A 14,453-nucleotide genomic window follows, 5' to 3' on the forward strand; every position below is an offset into this window, starting at 1 on the left:
TATTAGGAGGGAATTTTCAGTGATTTCAGTTAACGATTTCAAAACAGGCCTGACCGTTGAGGTGGACGGCGACATTTTTACGGTTGTTGATTTTCAGCACGTTAAGCCGGGTAAAGGTGCGGCATTTGTGCGCTCCAAGCTCAAGAACCTCCGCAACGGCAACCTGGTTGAGAAAACATTCCGTGCAGGTGAAAATATCGGACGCGCCATTATCGAGAACCGCGAAGTGCAATACTTGTACAATTCCGGCAATGAATATACATTCATGGATAATGAAACGTACGACCAATTCAATCTGGACAAGAGCCAGCTTGAATGGGAGCTTAACTTCCTGAAAGAAAATATGAATGTTAACATCGCAAGCTATAAAGGTGAAATTATCGGTATCACGATGCAGAACAGTGTAGAGCTTAAGGTTATTGAGACAGAGCCAGGCATCAAGGGCAATACGGCGACTGGCGCAACGAAAAATGCGAAAGTTGAAACCGGCCTTAATGTTCAGGTTCCTCTGTTCATTAACGAAGGCGATGTTCTGCTCATCGATACGCGGGAAGGCAAATATATTTCCCGTGCCTAGCAGTTCTACCCGTCCGGCGAAATCCGGACGGGTTCTTTTATATATTATATATATTTTAAGTCCTATTCGCGCTTTTATCTTTTTGCTATAATAATTACTTGTATGCGAATGACATGGTGAGGAGTTGAACGACATTGTCATTGATAGTGATGAAATTCGGCGGCAGTTCCGTAGGTTCGCCTGAGCGAATGCAGCGGGTTGCAAGCCGGATTATCGAGAGACAGCAAGAGGGTAACAAGATCGTTGTTGTCGTATCGGCTATGGGGGACACAACGGATGATCTGATTGATCAATCGAAGCTGCTGAATCCGAATCCTCCAGCACGCGAGATGGATATGCTGCTCACAACCGGCGAGCAAATTTCGATTGCGCTGTTGTCGATGACCATTCAGGCACAAGGCGGCAAGGCCGTATCGTTTACAGGCTGGCAGGCCGGTATCCGTACGGAGTCCGTTCATGCGAAAGCCAAGATCACCGATATCAGACCGGAACGGATTTTCAAAGAGCTGGATCAGGATCAAGTTGTTATCGTAGCAGGCTTCCAAGGAATGTCGGAAGAGGGCGATATCACGACACTTGGACGCGGCGGTTCCGATACAACGGCCGTTGCGCTGGCAGCTGCCATTAAAGCTGACTTATGTGAAATTTATACGGATGTGGACGGTGTTTACTCAACAGACCCGCGTGTCGTCAAGAATGCCCGTAAGCTGGATGAGATCTCGTATGACGAGATGCTTGAGCTTGCACACCTTGGTGCAGCTGTGCTGCATCCGCGCGCTGTTGAATATGCGAAGCATTACAATGTATGTCTTGTAGTACGGTCAAGCTTCACGAAGAACGAGGGCACGTATGTAAAGGAGGAAGCGGTTATGGAGCAGGGGATAGCCGTCCGCGGTATCGCCTTTGACAAGAATGTCGCAAGGATTACAATTCTGGGCGTTGAAGACGAGCCGGGCGTACTGGCCCATGTATTCGGGGCATTGGCGGAAGTCGGTATTGATGTAGATATTATCGTACAGAGCGGTGTACTGGATGGCAAGGCTGATTTCTCCTTCACCGTATCGGGTGAAGATAAAGCTAAAGCGATTGAAGTCATAGAGAGCATCAGAACGCGGGTTCCGTATCGTGAGACATCTTCCGAGGACGGGCTGGTTAAGGTCTCTATCGTTGGTGCTGGCATGGTCAGCAACCCTGGTGTTGCCGCCACAATGTTTGAAGCAATCTCAAGCCTGGGCGTCAGCATCAAGATGGTCAGCACATCAGAAATCAAGTGTTCCTGTGTAATCTCAGGTGATCAATTGAACGAAGTGGTAAGATCGCTTCATACCGCTTTTGGTCTTGATACGGCAGAGCATGCCTTTGTTGGCGGGCCTCAGGAGCGACGGTAGTCGTAGGTAATTATAGCATGAAGAAGGACTGAGCTTTCCCTGACAGGGGAACTCAGTCCTTTCTTTGTATTGCAATGCAGCGTTCGTCATGAAATTCTGTCGGAGAGCAGGGAAAGCAGCTTATAGAGGATAGCTGTAATACCGGCTGCCATCAAGGGGCCGACTGGAATGCCGCGGAAGAATACAATACCGAGTATGGAACCTATGACCAGACCGACAATGAGCTGCGGATCGAACTTCAGCATCTCAAGACCTTTTCCGTTGACATAAGTGGCAATTGCGCCGCCAATCAATGCTATCCAGCCGGGCCAGGATGTGAGTGCGCCGATAATTTCCTTGGTTTGAATCCGTCCGGATGCAAAGGGAACAAGAACACTAAAGGTAAGACACAGCAGCCCGATTTCCAGTCCCCTGCGCTCAATAGCGGGCAGAAACCGATCGAGTGATATCAGTTTGACGATCAGCAAAATGCATGCAGCCGTCGATATGATGGGCGATCTGCCGATAAGTCCGATAATGATCAAAACGACAAGTATAACTTCACCGCTCATGCCGATTCTCCCAGCCTGACAGATTAACCTAAAGATCAGGTTTCAATCCATTGTATGTCCAAGCCGGGGAATTATGACAAGCTGTGAAATGGATTCAAACGTCATCGCTGTACTCAGCTATACGATTGTCATGGTGTCGCCAGAGAGTCTTGGAACAGCATCAAACAGATTGACCTGGGAACAGAAGGTAACATCCTGGGCATAACCCAGCTTTGTCAGTCTCTTACCAGAAGCCGAGCGAAGCAGTGCTTCCGCGATGCTGTCCTCGTTGCTGCGGTAGAAGCCGAGCATAGCAAGACCGAGATCATCCGTCTCGGTCTCTTCGCCGGCTATCTTAAGCAGCCGGTCAATTAATAGACCGGCACAGAGACCGTCTTCAAAAGCAAACTCGTCATGCGTACCGGCACAGAACATGACAATATCCCTGCGAAGCAGGGCGGCTGCGGATGCGCAGGCCTCGGCGTTGAGCAGAGAGCCCGCTAGCACATGATCGCTTCGGCCGGCTTTGTGAATAGCTCTGGTGCCGTTCGTTGTAGTGAGCAGTATCCTCCGGCCGTAAATGGCACCGGATTGATAATCGGACGGTGAATTACCCAGATCAAATCCGGCAATTTTGCGGCAGAACCGCTCTCCTCCGAGTAAATCTCCCTGCCTGTGCAGGGTTTTGGCTTCCATAACCGTTTCAACTGGCAGAACACCGCTGGCTCCTTCCGCAAGCGCGGTGACGATCGTGCTGGTTGCACGGAGCACGTCGATAACGATCGTCGTCTTGTGCAGGAACTGATCCGTCCTTGCTTCGCCAGTATTGGGGATGACCTGAATTCTCATCATAGTAGGATACCTCCGGCCTTACCCTTATTAAATCATATACGCGGACGGCTTATTGGATACCGCAAACGTATCATTACGCAGGCCGCGCCTCATAGCCTCCAGCGCCATCACATCAGCAGGTGGAATATTCCCCAGATGCACATCTGCCCCGATTGCCTTGATAAGGAATACCTGCTGCTCCTTGAGAGGAGCTTCCCACAATAGGCTCTCAGGCTTCTGCACAGTATTCAGGATCTTAGAGAAAGTATCCTGACGGCAGCTCCCTTCCTTATCGAACAGCCCAACATCCATTCCGGATTCCCTGGCTTCTATTGTGACCAGATCCGCTCCTGCCTGCCAGTCAGTTTCTGCTGTACGTGCAAGCTCCTCCGGGTCAATAACAGATCCGGCTTCCTTCTTTCCATACTCTGTACAGACTGTCAAACCTCTTGAGACACCTTCGCGGATTAATGCAGTCCGATGCTCACGCGTGAGCTCGATTGTGCCATCCGAAACCTCAATCCCGTCAAAGCCAAGCCGGCACACGGAATTGAAGAACGAATCCTCCACTCCCATGTGAACAGCTGCTTCGAGCAGTGTTCCTCCCGGCATGATGACAATGCCGTGCAGCTTGGCATAGCTGATTTTACGCAGAAGCAGCTCGGTCGGATATAGAGGAGCAGTTCCGAATCCAAGCTTTATGAAGTCAATGTAAGTCCCTGCTGTGTCAATCAGGTCGGTAAAGCTGTTCAAGCCCAGCCCTTTATCAAGCACCATGGTTCTGCCGCCGCTTAGAGCCTTGCGCCCGGCACCGCTGCCAGTCAGACGGCTCGCGTCACGCTGGCCGCCCGGATTGCACAGAAGGGGGTGCCATACCTTTCTCGGGGTTACCTCCATAGTCGAATGTCTCCTTACTTCACAGTTTCGGTTGCTTGTAACAACCATGCAGCAATATATGCAGCGGCAAGAGGGCAGGTGCCCGGCATGAGGAATGACAAGCCCGCATAGGTTGTACTAAAGGCATGTCAAAAGGAGGCAATCAAAGGTGATTAATAAAGTCGTTCTGGCCATGGGGATGCTGCGGATTCTATCAGGAAGTATTGAAATATTGGCCGCGCTTCTCATTCTGCGGCTCAACTCGATTGAGAAGGGGCTTGTTGTCAATTCATCCTTGGCGCTTGTCGGTCCTCTTATTCTCATAACGACAACGACAATCGGACTAATCGGTATTTCCGACAAGCTGTCGCTTGGGAAATTTGCCTGGGTGCTTGCAGGAATTACCTGCCTGCTCATAGGCATTCTCAAAAAATAGCAGACTTCTCTCGTAAAACATTAAACTGCCTGTCATAATTCGCGAGCAGCCAAGCATAGGCTAGGAACGAACAAGCAATCCACACCGGGAGGCGGTACAGGATGTTGAACCAGGTAAAGCATCTTCTGCCGGCGGAAATATACCAGATGCTGGGCAAGCTGCCTGCAGAGGTACTGGAGAGTCTGGAAGAGATTCGAATCAGGGAAGGCAGGCCTCTAGAGATCGGATTCGCGGGCGGATACGGCTTTACGGGGGAGAGCGGATGGATGGGTACCAACCCTCGAGAAGCGTACAAGCCATCGGCAGAGGCCTGCAGGAAGCTGCTTGAACGAATTACGAATCATTCCTTATACGCAATGGAGGAGGAGCTTCGCAGAGGATATATTACGGTTGCTGGAGGGCATCGCATTGGTCTTGCAGGCAGAACGGTACTGGAAGACGGGTTGGTTAGAGGGCTGCGGGATGTCAGCGGGTTTAATATACGGATAGCGAGAGATCTGAAAGGGGTCGCCGACCAATTAATGCCAAAGCTGCTGGACCCGATTAAGGGCAATCTGCTGTCAGCTCTTATAATCGCGCCTCCGATGCAGGGCAAGACAACCATGATCCGTGATATTGCCCGGTCAGTCAGCTACGGCAGGTGGGGGCGGAGCGCTGGACGAGAATGGCCGGCCCGCAAGGTTGGTATCGTGGACGAGCGTTCGGAGATCGCAGCCTGTGTCAGAGGTGTACCGACCTTTGATGTCGGCCCGCGAACCGATGTCATAGACGCGTGCCCGAAGGCGGAAGGAATGATGATGATGCTGCGTTCCCTGTCGCCCGAGCTGCTAATCGCTGATGAGATCGGCCGAATGGAGGATGGGGCTGCGATTCGTGAAGCTGCCCATGCAGGGGTCGCCGTAATGGCTACTGCCCATGCGGCAAATTTTGAAGATGCGGCGAGGAGACCGGTGCTGTACAGTCTGCTGGAAGACAGTGCTTTTGATTTATTAATTGAGCTGAGGCGCACAGCGGCAGGGACGGCCCACAGGGTGATTCCGGTCAAGGGCGGAAGGGGCCAACCAGGAGCGAGATCACCAACACTGCCGGCAGATTGGAGCTCAGCTGCTGCACAAATCCCCGCGGCGGCTGTGAAGATCGGAAGGGGGGCAAGCCCATGATCAGTACCCTCGGTATGGTGCTGATTATGTTTGCTGGTACGATGTTCGGGTTTCAGCAGGCGGCCAGGTATACAGACAGGACTGCACAGCTTCGTCAGCTGATTCACGCATTGCAGCGGCTGGAGACGGAAATCGGGTACGGACAAACTCCGCTTCCCGAAGCGCTCGAGCGCTCGGCAGGACATATACCGGGCCCTGTGCCGGAGCTCTTTCGCAATGCTGCTAGCCGCCTTGTATCTGAGAATGGCTTATCGTTTCGTGAATGCTGGGAAGGAACGCTCGAAGCAGGATGGGGAAGAACGGCTATGCGGCAGTCGGAAAAGTCATCGCTCAGCAGGCTGGGCGCCGCTCTTGGCATCAGCGACAGGGAAGATCAGTTGAAACATCTGCGGCTCGCGATGCTGCAGATTCAGACGGAGGAAGAGACGGCTCGCGAGGAGCAGGCCCGCTATAGCAAGATGTGGAAGAGCCTTGGTGTTCTGGCTGCCGCTTTAGTCGTCATTCTTATCGTGTAGCGGGGGGCCGGAAGATGAATATTGACGTCAGCGCCATTTTCCAGATTGCGGGCATCGGCATCATCATCGCGATGATCCATACCGTACTGAAGCAGATGGGCAAAGAGGATATGGCACATTGGGTGACCGTTATCGGATTCGTAGTTGTGTTGTTTATGGTTGTCAGGCTGCTGAATGACCTGTTTCAGGAAATCAAGACGATCTTTCTGTTCCAGTAAACACGGACAAGTAGGTGACTGCAGTGGAAATTATTCAGATCGTCGGTCTTGGACTGATTGCAACGGTGCTGATTCTAGTCATCAAGGAGCACAAGCCGATGTTCGCCTTTTTGCTGGCAGCATTTACGGGGATTTACGTGTTTCTGTTTCTGATCGGGAAGATCGACGCGGTCATACAGGTACTGAAGGAGCTGGCGGAACGATCCGGTATACCCAGTGTTTACCTGCAGACCATACTGAAAATTATCGGAATCGCTTATATTGCCGAGTTCGGTGCGCAGATTGTCAGGGATGCGGGACAGGAGAGCATTGCCACGAAGATTGAATTTGCGGGGAAGGTGCTCATCCTGGTGATGGGCGTGCCCATTATCGGAGTCATCATCGAGACTGTCCTCGGCCTTATGCCGGGAGGTGGATAAGAATGATCGGTGCTGCAGGGCGAATCGCGTATACCAGAAAGCTCATTGCAGCGGCTCTGCTCTGCCAGCTGCTGCTGCTTATCTACACGCCCATGCTCTCAGCTTCCGCCCCTTCTCCGGCAGAAGGAGGCAGTCAGACGGCCGAAGCTGGAGCGGTAACCGGGGCAGTTACGGAACAAGGGCTCGAGGGTCTCGATACCCAGCCGATTGAGCGCTACTGGGATAAGCTGATGAAAGATTACGGCGGGTTGTTTCCGGACCGGCATATGCCGAGCTTTATGGAGATGATTATTCCGGGGGGCGAAGGGCTGGACTTCAAGACCGTCCTGCAGGGGTTGCTCCGATTCGTTCTCTTCGAGGTCTTATACAGCGGGAAACTGCTTGTTACGATCGTTCTGCTGGCCGTTTTTTGTATGATATTGGAAACCTTGCAGAATGCCTTCGAGCGCAATGCGGTAAGCAAGGTGGGATACGCAATTGCCTACATGGTGCTGCTGGTGCTCGCTGTCAACAGCTTTAACTCGGCAATCGGCTACGCCAAAGACGCGATTGCCGGCATGATACAGTTCATGATGGCGATGATTCCGCTGCTGCTTACGCTGCTTGCATCAATGGGCAGTGTCGTGACGGTTACCGTCGTCCATCCCCTTATCGTCTTTATGATTCATACGGTAGGAACCCTGGTATATGCGCTTGTGTTTCCGCTGCTTTTCTTCTCGGCGGTACTGCACATTGCTAGCGCCCTCTCGGACAGGTTCAAGGTGACACAACTGGCAAACCTTCTGCGGACGATCGGGGTCGGTCTTCTGGGGCTTCTTCTGACCATATTCCTAGGTGTTATTTCGGTACAGGGGGCAACGGGCTCAGTTGCGGATGGGGTAACGATCCGGACAGCGAAATTCGTAACCGGAAATTTTGTTCCGGTCGTAGGCCGGATGTTCTCGGATGCTGCGGATACAGTCGTATCTGCTTCACTGCTGGTCAAAAATGCTATCGGTATTGCAGGCGTAGTCATCCTACTGTTCCTGTGCGCGTTTCCTGCCATCAAAATTCTGGTCCTTGCCTTTATTTACCGGATGTCCGCAGCGATTATGCAGCCGCTTGGTAACAGTCCGATTGCAGTTTGCCTGGAAACAATCGGCAAGACGATGATCTTTGTCTTCGCATCGCTCGCGGCAGTCGGAATGATGTTTTTTCTGGCAGTGACCATTATTATTACAGCCGGAAACGCTGCGATTATGATCAGGTAAGCAGGAGGGGGATCCGTATGATGGTATGGCTGAGCGAATGGCTGAGACAGATATTGGGGATAGTTCTGCTGGCCGCCGTCATTGATTTGCTTATTCCCGGCAAGGCATACCACCGGTATGTCAGACTCGTGCTCGGACTTCTTATTCTGCTTGCCATGCTGTCACCGATTTTGTCCCTGGTAAAGGGAAACGCGGACGAGCTGCTTGAGGCAGGGCTAAGAAGCTGGGAGCAAGCATCAGACAGGGAGATACCCAGGATGCCGAGCCTGGAGGACATCGAGCAGCGTGCGGAAGAGCTCCGTGATAAACGCAATAAGCGGGCGGCTGAAATCGCGGCGAGGACGCTAGGGGGGGAAATTAGGGTGGTGGCCGAGGAAGCGGTTGGCGGTGAAATAACAGATGTCTCAGTAGAATTACAGGTTGATGAGGCAAGCGGACCCATCCTGAGGTCTGTCACGATTACAATGGCCGATCCTCTTGATAACAAGGCACCAGTAAATAGTACCGGGCGTGCAGAGCAAGCCTCAGAGCCTCCTGCGTCTGCAGGATCTGGCGATGCGTCTGATCAAGAGGGGGAAGATCTCCCGATTACAATAGAACTCGAGGCCGTAAGACCGGTTCAGGTTGAACCCGAGTCTTCTGGTTCTCAGGAGGACCTTCATATATGGGCCAGTAGTGAGCAGAAGTGGGTTGAGGCCGATACGGAGGCTGCCCGCATGGTCAGGGCACTTGTATACCAGCGCTGGGGGGTGAAGCCGGAACAGGTAGTCATCAGGATGCCGGCCTAGGAGCCGGTCTAGGAGTTGATGGAGGGAGAGAGGGAAGTTGGCAAAGTGGCTGGATGGTCTGGAGTCTGCGGTCGGAGGCGGGCCTGGGGGGCCTAAGCGGGTCCGGTCCCTAAGATGGCTGCTGCTAATCGGCTGCCTGGGAATCGGTCTGGTTATTGTGAATTCGTTTTTGACCATGCAGGAAGTTGAGCCGGCTGCGGACACGGAAAAACAGCCGCCAGCCGACCAGGAAGCTTTTGCGGGACGGCAGTCTGGTGAAGGCTCCGCTTTTGAAGGAATCGAAGGCCCGCTGGAGACTCGCCTTAAAGATATACTGGAGAAAATCGTGGGGGTCGGCACAGTTGATGTTCTTGTGACGGTGGATGCTACAGAAGAGATCGTTTATGAGAAGAACGGGAAGACAGCCGAGCAGGTCACAGAGGAGACGGACGGAAAGGGCGGCAGACGCCATATTACATCCGAAACCGAGGAAGGCCAGGTAGTGGTCTACGAGGTTTCCGGAGACGGTGTTCCCGTCGTAATCAAAAGGATTCAGCCGCGTGTGAGGGGAATTCTGGTGGTGGCCAAAGGGGCCGAGAATGCAACGGTTAGAAAACTGATTGAGGACGCAGTACAGCGAGGCGTGAATATCGCGTCCCACCGCATCTCCGTTGTGCCGAGGAAGCAGGGGTAAGCAGCCCGATGTTCTTCGGCAAAAGACAGATTATCTTTAATAGCCTATATCCAGGAAGGAAGAGGAGAATATGAATACGAAGAGACAAACGGTTTGGTTGGTTTCCATGCTGAGCTTGATGGTCATACTGTCAGCGTATTACCTGTTTACAGAAGACTTGGACAGCGGATCGGGAAGTCTGACGGCGGATACAGTCCAGCAAAGCGGAACGCAGGATACTGTCGAGGTCAGTGAAGGCCCTGCGGGGGCTGAGTGGCTTGCCGAGTCCGAAGTGCAGACCGGAACAGGAACCGGTGCACTGACAGACGAAGAGGTACTGAAGGGACTTGAGACGATGGGGGCGGAAACAGGCGGGGATGAGTTCGAGAAGTACCTGTACGCTCGGAATGAAGAGTTCCAGAAGGAAATGGACCGGCTGATGGGAATTGTCTCGGATACCAAGCATGACGATACGGAAGCGACGGCTGCTCTGGAAGAGCTTGATAAGCTAGAACAGATGGAGGAGAAGCTCACATCCATCGAAATGGAGCTACAAAACACATTCAGCAAGGTGGCGATTGCTGAAGAGAATGGGACGTACAGGGTGCTGGTGGAGAGTGAGCAGCTCGAACGCTCGCAGGCTGCGGATATCATTAACATGGTGACCGAAACCATGGAAGTTCCGGCCAGCAGCGTATCCGTTCAGTATATTCCTTGAACAGCCAAAGACCATCCGTACCCCGCCGCGACTTAAGCGAGCGGGGTACAGTTTATTTGCCGGCAAAAAAATGGGTTCGTGTTCCGATCTGTTTATGCTATAATACAAACGTTATGTGAAAGCTTGGTTTAAATAGCCAGTGTTACAAAGTCTAAGGAGTGAAGCGTCCATGTTCAAGCTCAGCGAGATCAAAGAGTTGGTCAAGCTCATCGACTCAACCTCGGTGCAAGAACTCGAAATCGAGAATGAAGGCAGCCGCCTGCTTATCCGCAAACCGGGAAAGACAGAAGTGATCCAGTCGGCACCTGTCACGCATACATATACACCGGTTACGGAACCGGTACAAGCCGCACAGGAAGCACAAGCACCAGCGGCACAGAAGCCTGAAGCTGCTGCACAGAGCAATCTGCACCCGATCACCTCTCCAATGGTCGGCACATTTTATCGCTCGCCGTCTCCAGAGGCGGGACCGTTCGTTAATGTTGGCGACCGGGTAACCGAGAAGACGGTCGTCTGCATACTGGAAGCCATGAAGCTGATGAACGAGCTTGAGGCAGAAGTACGCGGAGAGATTGTAGAAGTGCTTGTAGAGAATGGACAGCTTGTTGAATTTGGTCAACCGCTCTTCCTGGTGAAGCCGGAGTAAATGCGGGATGTACCTCAAAGCTGAAAGGGGTTTAAGCATTGAAATTTCATAAAATCCTGATCGCCAACCGCGGTGAGATCGCTGTGCGGATTATCCGCGCGTGCCGCGAGCTCGGCATTCAGTCGGTTGCCGTCTATTCAGAGGCAGACCGCAATTCACTGCATGTCCGGCTTGCGGATGAAGCGTACTGCATTGGCCCGACATTATCGAAAGACAGTTATTTACACCTGACTAATATTATGAGCGTTGCCACACTAACCGGCTGTGACGCGATTCACCCCGGATATGGTTTTCTTGCCGAGAATGCTGACTTTGCTGAAATTGTGGAGTCCTGCAATATGACATTTATCGGCCCGTCACCGCAGGCTATCTCCCGTATGGGCGATAAGGCAGTCGCCAAGCAGACTATGAAGGAAGCGAATGTTCCGGTTATCCCCGGCTCGGACGGTCTTGTGGAAGATCTCGATCAGGCGATAATAATCGCGAGGGAGATCGGTTATCCCGTGATCATTAAAGCGACTGCCGGCGGCGGAGGGAAGGGCATCCGCATCGCGGACAATGAAGAGTCTCTGATCCAGCAGATCACGACTGCCCAGCAGGAAGCTCAGAAGGCATTTGGTAATGCCGGCGTATACCTTGAGAAATATCTGACCGGCATGAAGCATGTTGAGATTCAGATTATGGCAGACAAGCACGGTAACGCGGTGCACCTGTTTGAGCGGGACTGCTCCGTTCAGCGCCGCAGGCAGAAGCTTGTTGAGGAAGCTCCATGTCCGGTAATGACGCCTGAGCTCCGTGACCGTATGGGACAGGCAGCTGTACGGGCCGCGCTTGCGGTGGAGTATGCCGGCGCCGGCACGCTAGAGTTCCTGCTCGGACCTGACGGTAATTTCTATTTTATGGAGATGAACACCCGGATTCAGGTCGAGCATCCCGTAACTGAGATGATAACTGGTATCGATTTGATTAAAGAAATGATCTCGGTAGCTGAAGGGAATCCACTGTCTTTCCGCCAGGATGAGCTGGTCATTGACGGCTGGGCTATTGAATGCCGGATCAATGCCGAGGACCCGGACCGGAATTTCATGCCAGCTGCAGGCCAGATTGAGTTCTACCTGCCTCCGGGCGGATTCGGTGTCCGTGTGGACAGCGCGGCATACCCTGGCTACGTTATTTCGCCGCATTATGATTCCATGATAGCTAAGCTGATTGTCTGGGGTAAGACCAGAGAAGAAGCGGTCAGCAGGATGAAGAGGGCTCTTTCCGAATTTGCCGTTGAAGGCATCCGGACAACGATTCCGTTCCATCTGAAGCTGCTCAATCATCCGAAGTTTGCAGAGGGAGATTTTGATATTAAGTTCCTTGAGGAATACGATATTAACACACCTTAAATGCAAGCGTGGCGCGGCTTTGTGACATTTCCACAGGTTTGTCATAAATCACGTCAAATGTTATAGTATAGTAATAAGATTGCGGGATAAGCTGTTCAGCATGAGTGCTAGAGTCAGATGTTCCGCAACTTTTCGGGAGGTGTAACATGGAGATCAATACGATAGCCGCCGATTACGAGAAAACCGAAATGGGCAGCATCCAGATTGCGCCTGAAGTCATCGAGGTCATAGCAGGTCTTGCAACCGTTGAGGTTGAAGGCGTGGCGGGAATGAGCGGCGGGTTTGCAGGCGGTATTGCTGAGCTTCTCGGACGCAAGAATTTATCTAAGGGCGTTAAGGTTGAAGTCGGACAGCGAGAGGCTGCAGTGGATGTGTCCATCATTATCGAATACGGCAACCGCATTCCCGAGATTGCAGCAGAAATTCAGCGTAACGTTAAGCGCTCAATCGAAATGATGACAGGCCTTACCGTTGTCGAAGTGAACGTTCATATTCATGACGTCCACTTCAAGAACGCTGATAAACCGGCAGAGGAAGATGCGGTTTACAGAGTAAAGTAATTGGAACGATCGCTTGGGTTATCTCCCCCTCGTGGACGGCATGCCGCTCGCCTGTAGGGGGATTATTTTCTTATATGCCCAATTCAAGCGGTCATTTCTACATAAGGGGGTAAGAACGTTGGCCAAAATTATGGACCGGCTGCTGCTGCTTGTATACAGTATCATCGGCTTTGCCGTCAGTGTTGTGGCACTTCTTCTGGTCAGCAGGATCATTCCCGAGAGGGAAGCGTTAGACTGGGTGGAATCCTTATATGGAACGGACCGGCTGCTGCAAGGAATAGTTATTACCGTTTCTGTGGTTATTTTGTTAATCAGCCTGCGTTTTCTGTATGTGGCTTTGCGCCGAGGAAACGCATCTTCTCCTTCCATCGACCAGCGCACTGAGTTTGGGGATATCCGCATTTCTGTGGAAACGGTTGAAAATCTGGCACTTAAAGCCGCTGCCAAACAGCGCGGAGTGAAGGATTTACGCGCACGCATCCGGATTGTAGAATCAGGCCTGGATATTATGCTGCGTACGGTTGTAGACGGGGAAAGCTCCCTTCCGCTTGTTACAGAGGAAATCCAGCGTGCCGTTAAGGAACATGTGGAGGAAATAACGGGAATACCGGTATCAAGCGTTTCAGTATTTGTAGCCAACATCGTACAAACGCAGACGTTCAAGAGCCGCGTCGAATAAAGGAGGTCATCGGCGATGTGGAGGGAGATCCTGTCAACGTACGGAGGCCGGATCGCCGGCGTGGCGGCCGGTGTGTTCTTCGGGTGCATTTACTTGATTGCCGGCTTCTGGGACATGCTCTTTTTTGCTTTACTAACGTTTATCGGCTATTATGTTGGAAGACTGAAGGACGAGCGAACCGGACCGGTCTTTCCATGGGAGCGTTTAACCGGTTGGTTAAACGAGCGGTGGAGATGGTTCAAATAGCCCTGTGATTTCCTCCGTACGCCGGACGTCGGCTTACAGTCCGTTCGGGGCAGGGAGGAGATCATAGGTTTTTTTCGTTGTTCCCATAACAATTATGCTGCCAGGAGGACATATGAAGCGGAGATTAGCGCGTGAGATTGCGGTACAGAGCTTGTACCAGATGGAAATGAATGAAGTATCGGCCGAGGAAGCAGTGGCCATGATTGTCGAAGAAGCGGGACAGGAGGACAGTGAAGTGGAAGCTGGCGGGAGCGGGCTGCAGGCGCTTAGCCGGTTCGCATACGAGATGGTTGCAGGTGTAAAGGATCATCTGGCTGAAATCGATGATATGCTCCAGCAGTATTTAACAGGCTGGCAGGTGGACAGGCTTTCACGGGTTGACCGACAAATTCTTAGGCTTGCTTACTATGAGCTGGTCTATCGTGAGGATGTGCCGCCGAAGGCCGCAGTGAATGAAGCCATAGAACTCGCTAAGCACTTCGGAACGGATGAATCCGGTAAATTTGTTAACGGCGTGCTGGGCAGATTGCTAAAGGCTGTAGAAGAGTTAAAGGCAAAGGACAAGCAGTAAGC

General features: G+C 52.2%; 20 protein-coding genes. 17 read left to right on the forward strand and 3 right to left on the reverse strand.

From position 1 onward, the window contains the following. Positions 1–19: 19 nt before the first annotated feature. A complete protein-coding gene (gene efp, locus L1N82_RS02280) occupies positions 20–577 on the forward strand; it encodes an elongation factor P (RefSeq protein ID WP_111149093.1) in 558 nt (185 codons plus the stop codon). Between the two features lie 134 nt (positions 578–711). Beyond that, entirely contained in the window at positions 712–1,965 is a 1,254-nt protein-coding gene (locus tag L1N82_RS02285; RefSeq protein ID WP_235285713.1) for an aspartate kinase, read from the forward strand. 86 nt (positions 1,966–2,051) lie between these two features. Here L1N82_RS02285 and L1N82_RS02290 read toward each other — a convergent pair whose 3' ends face one another. From L1N82_RS02290 to comA, 3 genes are all read right to left on the reverse strand, one after another. Beyond that, positions 2,052–2,516: a DUF441 domain-containing protein gene (locus L1N82_RS02290; protein WP_235285714.1), complete on the reverse strand. Its 465-nt coding sequence runs from the start codon at positions 2,514–2,516 to the stop codon at positions 2,052–2,054. A 117-nt stretch (positions 2,517–2,633) separates the two neighbouring features. After that, entirely contained in the window at positions 2,634–3,347 is a 714-nt protein-coding gene (locus L1N82_RS02295; protein ID WP_328284414.1) for a 2-phosphosulfolactate phosphatase, read from the reverse strand. A gap of 27 nt (positions 3,348–3,374) precedes the next feature. Next, positions 3,375–4,223: a phosphosulfolactate synthase gene (gene comA / locus L1N82_RS02300; protein ID WP_235285715.1), complete on the reverse strand. Its 849-nt coding sequence runs from the start codon at positions 4,221–4,223 to the stop codon at positions 3,375–3,377. A gap of 148 nt (positions 4,224–4,371) precedes the next feature. On the opposite strand from comA, the gene L1N82_RS02305 reads away from it, so the two are divergent. The 15 genes from L1N82_RS02305 to nusB all read left to right on the forward strand — a co-directional run bounded on the left by L1N82_RS02305 (position 4,372) and on the right by nusB (position 14,451). Next, on the forward strand, positions 4,372–4,638 hold the full coding sequence (locus tag L1N82_RS02305) for a YqhV family protein (protein WP_235285716.1): 267 nt from the start codon (positions 4,372–4,374) through the stop codon (positions 4,636–4,638). 101 nt (positions 4,639–4,739) lie between these two features. After that, positions 4,740–5,798: a stage III sporulation protein AA gene (gene spoIIIAA / locus L1N82_RS02310; RefSeq protein WP_235285717.1), complete on the forward strand. Its 1,059-nt coding sequence runs from the start codon at positions 4,740–4,742 to the stop codon at positions 5,796–5,798. Then, positions 5,795–6,313 carry a stage III sporulation protein SpoIIIAB gene (gene spoIIIAB, locus L1N82_RS02315; RefSeq protein ID WP_235285718.1) on the forward strand — a complete coding sequence of 173 codons (519 nt, stop codon included), beginning with the start codon at positions 5,795–5,797 and terminating at the stop codon, positions 6,311–6,313. Before spoIIIAA ends, spoIIIAB begins: the two co-directional genes overlap by 4 nt. 14 nt (positions 6,314–6,327) lie before the next feature. Continuing rightward, positions 6,328–6,531 (forward strand): stage III sporulation protein AC, encoded by a 204-nt coding sequence (spoIIIAC, locus tag L1N82_RS02320; protein WP_111149099.1) that lies wholly within the window; start codon positions 6,328–6,330, stop codon positions 6,529–6,531. Positions 6,532–6,554: 23 nt separating this feature from the next. Beyond that, positions 6,555–6,950, forward strand: a complete 396-nt coding sequence (gene spoIIIAD, locus L1N82_RS02325) for a stage III sporulation protein AD (RefSeq protein WP_235286143.1) — start codon at positions 6,555–6,557, stop codon at positions 6,948–6,950. 2 nt (positions 6,951–6,952) lie between these two features. After that, on the forward strand, positions 6,953–8,200 hold the full coding sequence (spoIIIAE, locus tag L1N82_RS02330; protein ID WP_235285719.1) for a stage III sporulation protein AE: 1,248 nt from the start codon (positions 6,953–6,955) through the stop codon (positions 8,198–8,200). 17 nt (positions 8,201–8,217) lie between these two features. Beyond that, on the forward strand, positions 8,218–8,988 hold the full coding sequence (spoIIIAF, locus tag L1N82_RS02335) for a stage III sporulation protein AF (RefSeq protein WP_235285720.1): 771 nt from the start codon (positions 8,218–8,220) through the stop codon (positions 8,986–8,988). Between the two features lie 37 nt (positions 8,989–9,025). Next, positions 9,026–9,661 carry a stage III sporulation protein AG gene (gene spoIIIAG, locus L1N82_RS02340; RefSeq protein ID WP_235285721.1) on the forward strand — a complete coding sequence of 212 codons (636 nt, stop codon included), beginning with the start codon at positions 9,026–9,028 and terminating at the stop codon, positions 9,659–9,661. Positions 9,662–9,731: 70 nt separating this feature from the next. Next, complete coding sequence (locus L1N82_RS02345) at positions 9,732–10,358, forward strand: SpoIIIAH-like family protein (RefSeq protein WP_235285722.1); 627 nt, start codon at positions 9,732–9,734, stop codon at positions 10,356–10,358. A gap of 169 nt (positions 10,359–10,527) precedes the next feature. Beyond that, positions 10,528–11,004 carry an acetyl-CoA carboxylase biotin carboxyl carrier protein gene (accB, locus tag L1N82_RS02350; protein WP_235285723.1) on the forward strand — a complete coding sequence of 159 codons (477 nt, stop codon included), beginning with the start codon at positions 10,528–10,530 and terminating at the stop codon, positions 11,002–11,004. A 38-nt stretch (positions 11,005–11,042) separates the two neighbouring features. Then, complete coding sequence (gene accC, locus L1N82_RS02355; protein ID WP_235285724.1) at positions 11,043–12,395, forward strand: acetyl-CoA carboxylase biotin carboxylase subunit; 1,353 nt, start codon at positions 11,043–11,045, stop codon at positions 12,393–12,395. 152 nt (positions 12,396–12,547) lie between these two features. Then, a complete protein-coding gene (locus tag L1N82_RS02360) occupies positions 12,548–12,955 on the forward strand; it encodes an Asp23/Gls24 family envelope stress response protein (protein WP_235286144.1) in 408 nt (135 codons plus the stop codon). Between the two features lie 118 nt (positions 12,956–13,073). Next, complete coding sequence (gene amaP, locus L1N82_RS02365) at positions 13,074–13,634, forward strand: alkaline shock response membrane anchor protein AmaP (RefSeq protein WP_235285725.1); 561 nt, start codon at positions 13,074–13,076, stop codon at positions 13,632–13,634. Between the two features lie 15 nt (positions 13,635–13,649). Continuing rightward, positions 13,650–13,880 carry a DUF2273 domain-containing protein gene (locus L1N82_RS02370; protein WP_235285726.1) on the forward strand — a complete coding sequence of 77 codons (231 nt, stop codon included), beginning with the start codon at positions 13,650–13,652 and terminating at the stop codon, positions 13,878–13,880. 112 nt (positions 13,881–13,992) lie between these two features. Beyond that, complete coding sequence (gene nusB, locus L1N82_RS02375) at positions 13,993–14,451, forward strand: transcription antitermination factor NusB (RefSeq protein WP_235285727.1); 459 nt, start codon at positions 13,993–13,995, stop codon at positions 14,449–14,451. Positions 14,452–14,453 lie beyond the last annotated feature (2 nt).

The organism is Paenibacillus tarimensis, from assembly GCF_021532315.1.
GTDB lineage: Bacteria > Bacillota > Bacilli > Paenibacillales > Paenibacillaceae > Paenibacillus_I > Paenibacillus_I tarimensis.

Coding starts and splice junctions, on each gene's coding strand:
- L1N82_RS02290 (WP_235285714.1), bottom strand. CDS start 2,516: ATGAGCGGTGAAGTTATACTTGTCGTTTTGATCATTATCGGACTTATC.
- L1N82_RS02295 (WP_328284414.1), bottom strand. CDS start 3,347: ATGATGAGAATTCAGGTCATCCCCAATACTGGCGAAGCAAGGACGGAT.
- comA (WP_235285715.1), bottom strand. CDS start 4,223: ATGGAGGTAACCCCGAGAAAGGTATGGCACCCCCTTCTGTGCAATCCG.
- spoIIIAA (WP_235285717.1), top strand. CDS start 4,740: ATGTTGAACCAGGTAAAGCATCTTCTGCCGGCGGAAATATACCAGATG.
- spoIIIAB (WP_235285718.1), top strand. CDS start 5,795: ATGATCAGTACCCTCGGTATGGTGCTGATTATGTTTGCTGGTACGATG.
- spoIIIAC (WP_111149099.1), top strand. CDS start 6,328: ATGAATATTGACGTCAGCGCCATTTTCCAGATTGCGGGCATCGGCATC.
- spoIIIAE (WP_235285719.1), top strand. CDS start 6,953: ATGATCGGTGCTGCAGGGCGAATCGCGTATACCAGAAAGCTCATTGCA.
- spoIIIAF (WP_235285720.1), top strand. CDS start 8,218: ATGATGGTATGGCTGAGCGAATGGCTGAGACAGATATTGGGGATAGTT.
- L1N82_RS02345 (WP_235285722.1), top strand. CDS start 9,732: ATGAATACGAAGAGACAAACGGTTTGGTTGGTTTCCATGCTGAGCTTG.
- accB (WP_235285723.1), top strand. CDS start 10,528: ATGTTCAAGCTCAGCGAGATCAAAGAGTTGGTCAAGCTCATCGACTCA.
- L1N82_RS02370 (WP_235285726.1), top strand. CDS start 13,650: ATGTGGAGGGAGATCCTGTCAACGTACGGAGGCCGGATCGCCGGCGTG.
- nusB (WP_235285727.1), top strand. CDS start 13,993: ATGAAGCGGAGATTAGCGCGTGAGATTGCGGTACAGAGCTTGTACCAG.